General features: G+C 35.7%; 7 protein-coding genes. 6 read left to right on the forward strand and 1 reads right to left on the reverse strand.

The features are described from left to right. Positions 1–4: 4 nt before the first annotated feature. The 6 genes from ACH2BV_RS15060 to ACH2BV_RS15085 are packed head-to-tail and all read left to right on the forward strand — an operon-like array spanning position 5 to position 6,060. A complete protein-coding gene (locus ACH2BV_RS15060) occupies positions 5–526 on the forward strand; it encodes an NADH-quinone oxidoreductase subunit J (protein ID WP_395051608.1) in 522 nt (173 codons plus the stop codon). Beyond that, the gene (gene nuoK / locus ACH2BV_RS15065; protein ID WP_395051609.1) at positions 523–840 is read left to right on the forward strand and encodes an NADH-quinone oxidoreductase subunit NuoK; all 318 of its coding nucleotides are present in this window, start codon (positions 523–525) and stop codon (positions 838–840) included. Before ACH2BV_RS15060 ends, nuoK begins: the two co-directional genes overlap by 4 nt. A gap of 12 nt (positions 841–852) precedes the next feature. After that, on the forward strand, positions 853–2,781 hold the full coding sequence (nuoL, locus tag ACH2BV_RS15070) for an NADH-quinone oxidoreductase subunit L (protein WP_395051610.1): 1,929 nt from the start codon (positions 853–855) through the stop codon (positions 2,779–2,781). A gap of 9 nt (positions 2,782–2,790) precedes the next feature. Beyond that, the gene (locus ACH2BV_RS15075; RefSeq protein WP_395051611.1) at positions 2,791–4,287 is read left to right on the forward strand and encodes a NuoM family protein; all 1,497 of its coding nucleotides are present in this window, start codon (positions 2,791–2,793) and stop codon (positions 4,285–4,287) included. A 12-nt stretch (positions 4,288–4,299) separates the two neighbouring features. Then, positions 4,300–5,730, forward strand: coding sequence for an NADH-quinone oxidoreductase subunit N (locus ACH2BV_RS15080; RefSeq protein ID WP_395051612.1), 1,431 nt, complete (start codon positions 4,300–4,302; stop codon positions 5,728–5,730). 3 nt (positions 5,731–5,733) lie between these two features. Next, positions 5,734–6,060: a hypothetical protein gene (locus ACH2BV_RS15085; protein ID WP_395051613.1), complete on the forward strand. Its 327-nt coding sequence runs from the start codon at positions 5,734–5,736 to the stop codon at positions 6,058–6,060. 161 nt (positions 6,061–6,221) lie between these two features. Here ACH2BV_RS15085 and ACH2BV_RS15090 read toward each other — a convergent pair whose 3' ends face one another. Continuing rightward, a complete protein-coding gene (locus tag ACH2BV_RS15090; protein ID WP_395051614.1) occupies positions 6,222–6,656 on the reverse strand; it encodes a T9SS type A sorting domain-containing protein in 435 nt (144 codons plus the stop codon). Positions 6,657–6,735: the final 79 nt, after the last annotated feature.

The following is a 6,735-nucleotide window of genomic DNA, read 5'->3' on the forward strand; positions in this document are numbered from 1 at the left end:
TCTTATGGAAAAAATTGTATTTTATATCTTGGCATTGATAATGATTGTTGCTGCCATTGCTTCTGTAACGAGTCGCCAGATGCTTCGATCAGTTATTTATCTACTGTTTGTGCTTATTGGTGTAGCCGGAATTTACTTTTTGATTGATTATAATTTCTTGGCAGCCGTTCAATTGACAGTTTACGCAGGAGGAATTATCGTTTTGGTTATTTTCTCGGTTTTGTTGGTTCACCATATCGAAATGGAACTGGAAATGGCAAAATTATCCAAAAAATTACTAACCGGATTGGTTTGTTTGATTGGGCTTGGTGTTTTCTTGTCCGTCATTTATTCAACAAATTTTACTGTTGTCGAAAATTCTAAAACTACCGATGTTAACGATATTGGAATGGGTCTTTTAAGCTACGGGGCAGGTGGATTCATATTGCCTTTTGAAGTGATCAGTATTCTATTATTGGCTGCAATGATTGGAGCAATAATCATTGGAAAAGGAGACAAACTAACTAAAAACGACGACACATTATGATAGCCGGAATTAGCATATACGAAATTTTTACCCTTACCTCTATCCTGTTTTTTATAGGGATTTATGGGTTTCTTACACGAAAAAACTTGATTTCGATTTTAATTTCTCTCGAATTACTATTAAATGCCTCGGCTATAAACTTTGTTGTTATCAACAAATATTTATATCCGGATGTGTTACAGGGTGTTTTCTTTTCGATTTTTATTATTGCCGTGGCTGCCGCCGAAACTGCGCTGGCTGTTGCAATCATAATTAATCTTTACAGACAAATTAGCTCTGTTGAAGTGAAGGACACTGAAATTATGAAGTATTAATATTCATCAACTATGAACATAACTTATATATTATTTATTCCGTTTATTCCGCTGGCTGTTTTCTTGCTTTTGGGGATTTTTAACCAACAAATTAAACCGGCAGTTTCTGGTTATATTGGTGTTTTGGGATTGGCTACTTCAGCAGCATTGTCTTATTATACTGCTTACCAATACTTTTTTGTACTGGGAAAAGTCGACGGCGTTTACCAAACTATTGTTGAAAAAACAGTGTGGATGAACTTCACAGATACCTTGCATATTGATATGGGGATTTTGATTGATCCAATTTCCGTTATGATGCTCATCGTGGTGACCACAATTTCCCTGATGGTGCACATTTATAGCCGAGGTTATATGAAAGGTGATGATGGTTATACCAAATTCTTTGCCTTCTTATCGCTGTTTTCCTTTTCAATGCTTGGATTGGTATTGGCAACAAACCTTTTCCAAATCTATATTTTTTGGGAATTAGTGGGAGTTTCTTCTTATTTGTTAATTGGATATTATTACACCAAAACTTCTGCAGTTGCTGCAGCAAAAAAAGCATTTATTGTCACTCGTTTTGCTGATTTAGGTTTCTTAATCGGGATTTTGATAGTTGGCTATTATGCTGGTACTTTTGACTTTCAAACGTTAAACGCTGTAAATCCTGAAGGCGAAGGATTGCTTCTTCATTGGGGCGCTTCCTCTTTTATGGGATTATCAGTGATTACTTGGGCATTGCTTCTCATATTTATGGGTGGCGCGGGAAAATCAGCAATGTTCCCATTACACATTTGGTTACCGGACGCGATGGAAGGACCAACACCGGTTTCTGCCTTGATTCACGCAGCAACAATGGTTGTAGCTGGAGTCTATTTGGTGGCCCGATTATTCCCAATGTATTATTTCGTTGAAGGTGGATTCACCTTGAATATTGTTGCTTATGTGGGAGCATTTTCTTCCTTGTTTGCGGCGATAATCGCCGTCACGCAAACCGATATTAAACGAGTTTTGGCTTTTTCGACAATGTCACAAATTGGTTATATGATGTTGGCATTAGGCGTTTCTAGTTATAAAGGCGAAGAAGGAGTTGGTTATATGGCGTCAATGTTCCATTTGTTTACTCACGCAATGTTCAAAGCCTTGTTATTCTTGGGTGCTGGTTCCGTGATTCACGCGGTTCACAGCAATTATTTGAAAGATATGGGCGGTTTGCGGAAGTATATGCCAATTACCAATATTACGTTCTTAATTGCAGCATTAGCAATTGCCGGAGTTCCGCCGTTTGCAGGGTTTTGGAGTAAAGACGAGATTTTGGTAGCAGCGTTCGAAAAAAATCAGTTGATTTATTTTATGGCATTATTTGTAGCGGGATTAACTGCCTTTTATATGTTCCGACTTTATTTTGGAATATTTTGGGGGAAAGAAACCAAGTACGAACACGCTCCACACGAATCGCCAATTTCGATGACATTTCCTCTTTTATTCTTGGCATTTATGAGTGTCGTGGCAGGATTTATTCCTTTCAGCGAATTCATAACTGCAGATAAAGCAGGTTTCGAAGGACATCTCAATTATCCAATGGCAGCAGTCGCAGTTGGAACAGGATTAGTTGGAATCATCCTTGCCTGGGTTTTCTACAAAAAAGAAAATGACTTGGCCGAAAGGTTTGCCAATGGATTCGGAATGTTTTACAAATGGACATACAATAAATTTTATTTCGACGAAATCTATATGTTCGTTACCAAGAAAATTGTTTTTAATTTAATTTCTACTCCGATTGCCAAATTCGACAAGAAATATGTGGATGGAACAATGGAAGGCATTGGAAACAAAACAGTTATCATTTCTGAAAAAATAAAAGGATTGCAATCTGGAAAATTACAAGATTATGCAATGTTTTTTGTCTCAGGAGTTGTAGTTATCGCTTTGGTTTTCATTTATTTATGGACAAACTAATCAATTAATATGGATATTTTATCACTTTTTGTAATTGTTCCTGTACTCACAGTTATAGCTTTGGTTTTCTCCAAAGGATTAAAACAGGCACGAATTATTTCAATGATTGGAAGTTTCATTCAACTCGGAATGGCTATCAATTTGCTTTTTGCTTATTTTAGAGAAAGAGCTGTCAATAAAAGCGTAATGCTTTTTACCCAAGATACAGTTTGGTTTAAAAATTTCAATGTACATTATGCCATTGGAGTTGATGGAATTTCAGTAGCTTTATTGTTGTTGACCTCAATAGTAGTGTTAGCCGGTGTTTTCATTTCTTGGAAAACCGACGATTTGCCTAAAGAATTCTTCATCTCGCTTTTAGTGTTGGCTACTGGCGTTTATGGATTCTTTATTTCCATCGATTTGTTCACAATGTTTGTTTTCTACGAAATTGCCGTAATCCCAATGTATTTGCTGATTGGAATATGGGGTTCAGGACCAAAAGAATATTCAGCAATGAAGTTAACTTTAATGTTGATGGGAGCTTCAGCTGTTTTATTAGTTGGCGTATTGGGAATTTACTTTAATTCCAATGCTGATGGAGGGGCGCTGACTTTCAATATATTGGAAATTTCCAAAGTTCATATTCCATTTGAAGCCCAAAAATTATTTTTCCCCTTGACATTTATTGGCTTTGCCGTTCTTGGTGCATTATTTCCTTTTCATACTTGGTCTCCTGATGGTCACGCTTCGGCACCAACAGCAGTGTCAATGCTTCACGCAGGAGTTTTAATGAAATTAGGCGGTTATGGAGTTTTTAGAATTGCGATGTTTTTATTGCCACTGGGAGCTATCGAATGGTCTTGGTTCTTTATCATCTTATCCGCAACGGGAGTTATTTATGGTGCCTTTGGTGCTTTAAAACAAACCGATTTGAAATATATCAATGCATATTCCTCCGTGAGTCACTTGGGAATGGTGTTGTTCGCTTTATTGATGTTGAACAAAACCGCTTGGAACGGTGCGATCCTACAATCGCTCTCACACGGATTTATGACAGCATTATTCTTTGCCTTAATCGGGATGATTTACGGAAGAACACACACCCGAGACATCACCAAATTGGGAGGTTTATTGAAAGTTATGCCATTCATATCAGTCATTTATGTAATTGCAGGTTTGGCTTCATTAGGGTTACCTGGATTTAGTGGTTTCGTTGCCGAAATGAACATTTTTGTTGGTGCTTTCCAACACGAAGAAATGTTTTATAGAGTAGCGACCGTAATTTCAGTTTCGGCAATTGTGGTAACCGCTGTTTATATTTTACGAGTTCTGGGAATTATGTTAATGGGAGAAGTTAAAAATGAGGAATTTTTAGTTTTACCAAAGGTAACTTGGTTCGAGGTAACAGGCATAATGCTGTTGTTAATTCCAATGATTGGAATGGGAGTAGCACCGCTTTGGTTGAGCAATATGACGATGGACAGTGTCCAACCGTTTATTCAAGGAGTATTAAATCATTTATAATAAATAAATAAAATGAATTTGACCAGTTTTATCGCAATGAGACAAGAAATTTTCCTGTTAACAATTATATTATTGTTGATTGTAGGCGAAATTTTCATACATAAAGACAAAAAAGGAAGTTTGGTGCATTTAGCTCTATTGTTATTTGGCATACACACGATCATTGGCTTTTTTGCTATTGAAGAAACGAGTTTATTTGGCGGAATGTTCCGCACGAATACGCTGATTCATCTCTTTAAAAATGTGCTTAATGTAGGTGTATTAATAGTTTTGCTTCAATCAGCTGATTGGATTCAAGAAAAAATGGTGCCATTGAACAAAGGGAATGAGTTCTTTATGTTGCTATTTTCTTCTCTTTTAGGAATGTATTTTATGATTTCTGCAGGTGATTTTCTAATGTTTTATATAGGATTGGAATTATCAACCTTGCCGGTTGCAGCTTTGGTAGCTTGGGAAACTTCAAAAAGAATTTCGAGTGAAGCGGGCGTTAAATTTATACTTTCGGCGGGATTGGCTTCGGGAGTTTCCTTATTTGGAATCTCGTTGTTGTATGCTGCAACAGGCTCCATTTATTTTAATGATGTTATCGCCGTTTTAACATCAACCAACTTGACGATATTAGGCTCCATCTTGTTTTTTGTAGGATTAGCATTCAAAATATCCTTGGTCCCATTCCATTTTTGGACTGCCGATGTTTATGAAGGAGCGCCAATTGGAATTGCTTCCTATTTATCAGTTATTTCAAAAGGAGCTGCCGCATTTATCTTGATGATTTTAATGTTTACTGTTTTAAAATCATTAATGCCCGTTTGGGAAAATATTATCTATGCATTAGCGCTTGCCACAATGTTTATTGGCAATTTATTCGCGTTGCGCCAGCAGAATATGAAACGTTTCTTGGCGTTTTCATCGATTGCCCAAGCTGGTTTTATTTTATTAGGTCTAATTTCTGGCACACAATTAGGAACGGCTACAGTTGTATATTTTATTATGGTTTACATATTCACAAATTTAGCAGCTTTTGGAGTGGTACAAGCAATTTCTTTGCAAACTGGGAAAGAAAACAGGGATGATTATAATGGTTTGTACAGAACTAATCCAAACTTGAGTCTTGTGATGATGTTGGCTTTATTTTCATTAGCGGGAATACCTCCAGTGGCAGGATTTTTTGGTAAATTTTTCTTGTTCGCAGCAGCTGCAAGCAAAGGGTATTATCTATTGGTTTTCTTGGCAGTGGTCAATGTAACCATCTCTCTTTATTATTATTTATTGGTGGTAAGAGCGATGTTCATCAGAAAAAGCGAGAATCCAATCCCGTTTTTCAAAAGCAAAATTTATATGCGTTTAGGACTAATAATTACCGTATTGGGTATTCTGGTTCTTGGTTTATACAGTCCATTATACGATTACATTTTTGAATTAAGCAACGTTTTTAATAAATAAGTTATGGCATCATTAGACGGAAAACATTCATTTGGAAGCATCGGAGAAACAAGAGTAACTTTTGTCGAAAAAGGTGTTGACGAAGACCGCAGGGATTTCTTGAAAAAACTCTTGGAACATAATGGCCTAGAAGTTGTACTTGAAGAAGAAAAGAAAAAGGCTGAAGAAGATCCTCAATTATATACCGTGGCCGTAACCGATATGGTTTTCAATCCCACAATTTGGATTTTCGAAAGAAAAATGAGAACCCTTGATGGACATAAAGTAACCCAAGACTACTGGTTTCAAAGAACTAACGATACAAAACCCCAATACTGGAAGAATTCATAGATTCAAGATTGAGCAACAATAATAAAAACACCCAAAACCAAAAAAGCCAATCTAGCAATAATAGGATTTTTTAAATATGTATATTTCTTAAATAGAAGTAATTTTGCAATCGAAAAGAAGTTGTTTAAAACCTACTTAAACAACTTCTATCAAAAAAGAATTTATTCCTTAACTAATTTCAGTGTAGATACTAATCCGTCAACAGATTTTGCTTTTACAAAATACATTCCTTTGGCTAAATTGCTAATATCAAAATTTGAATCTTTTTTAAAGGAACCTTTAAATTGTTTTACCATTTTACCTGACATATCATAAATATATAATTCAGCAGCTTCAACATTTATTTTAAATACACTTGAAACGGGATTAGGGTAAAGTTTTATTTGAGCTGAATTAATGTTGGCTTGATCAATTCCTAAAGTAGAACAATCTGTTTCAAGAACATCTAATTTTGTATTTGTACCGGTAGGAATATAACAAGTATTCTTGCTTACTCCTATTATATCAACTGTTTGAGGTCCTGACGCCCCTTTCGTGAAAATTACATTTGTTATAGCAATATTACTAAAAGTATAAGAATAACCCGTTGGGTGCAATTAAATTATTTGTGTTTTAATATTGTTTATTGGTCTTTCAAAAATAAATTTATTGATGAATTGCACCAAAGTTAATGCT

The sequence above is a fragment of the Flavobacterium sp. genome (assembly GCF_043780635.1).
In the GTDB taxonomy this organism is placed as follows: Bacteria; Bacteroidota; Bacteroidia; order Flavobacteriales; family Flavobacteriaceae; genus Flavobacterium.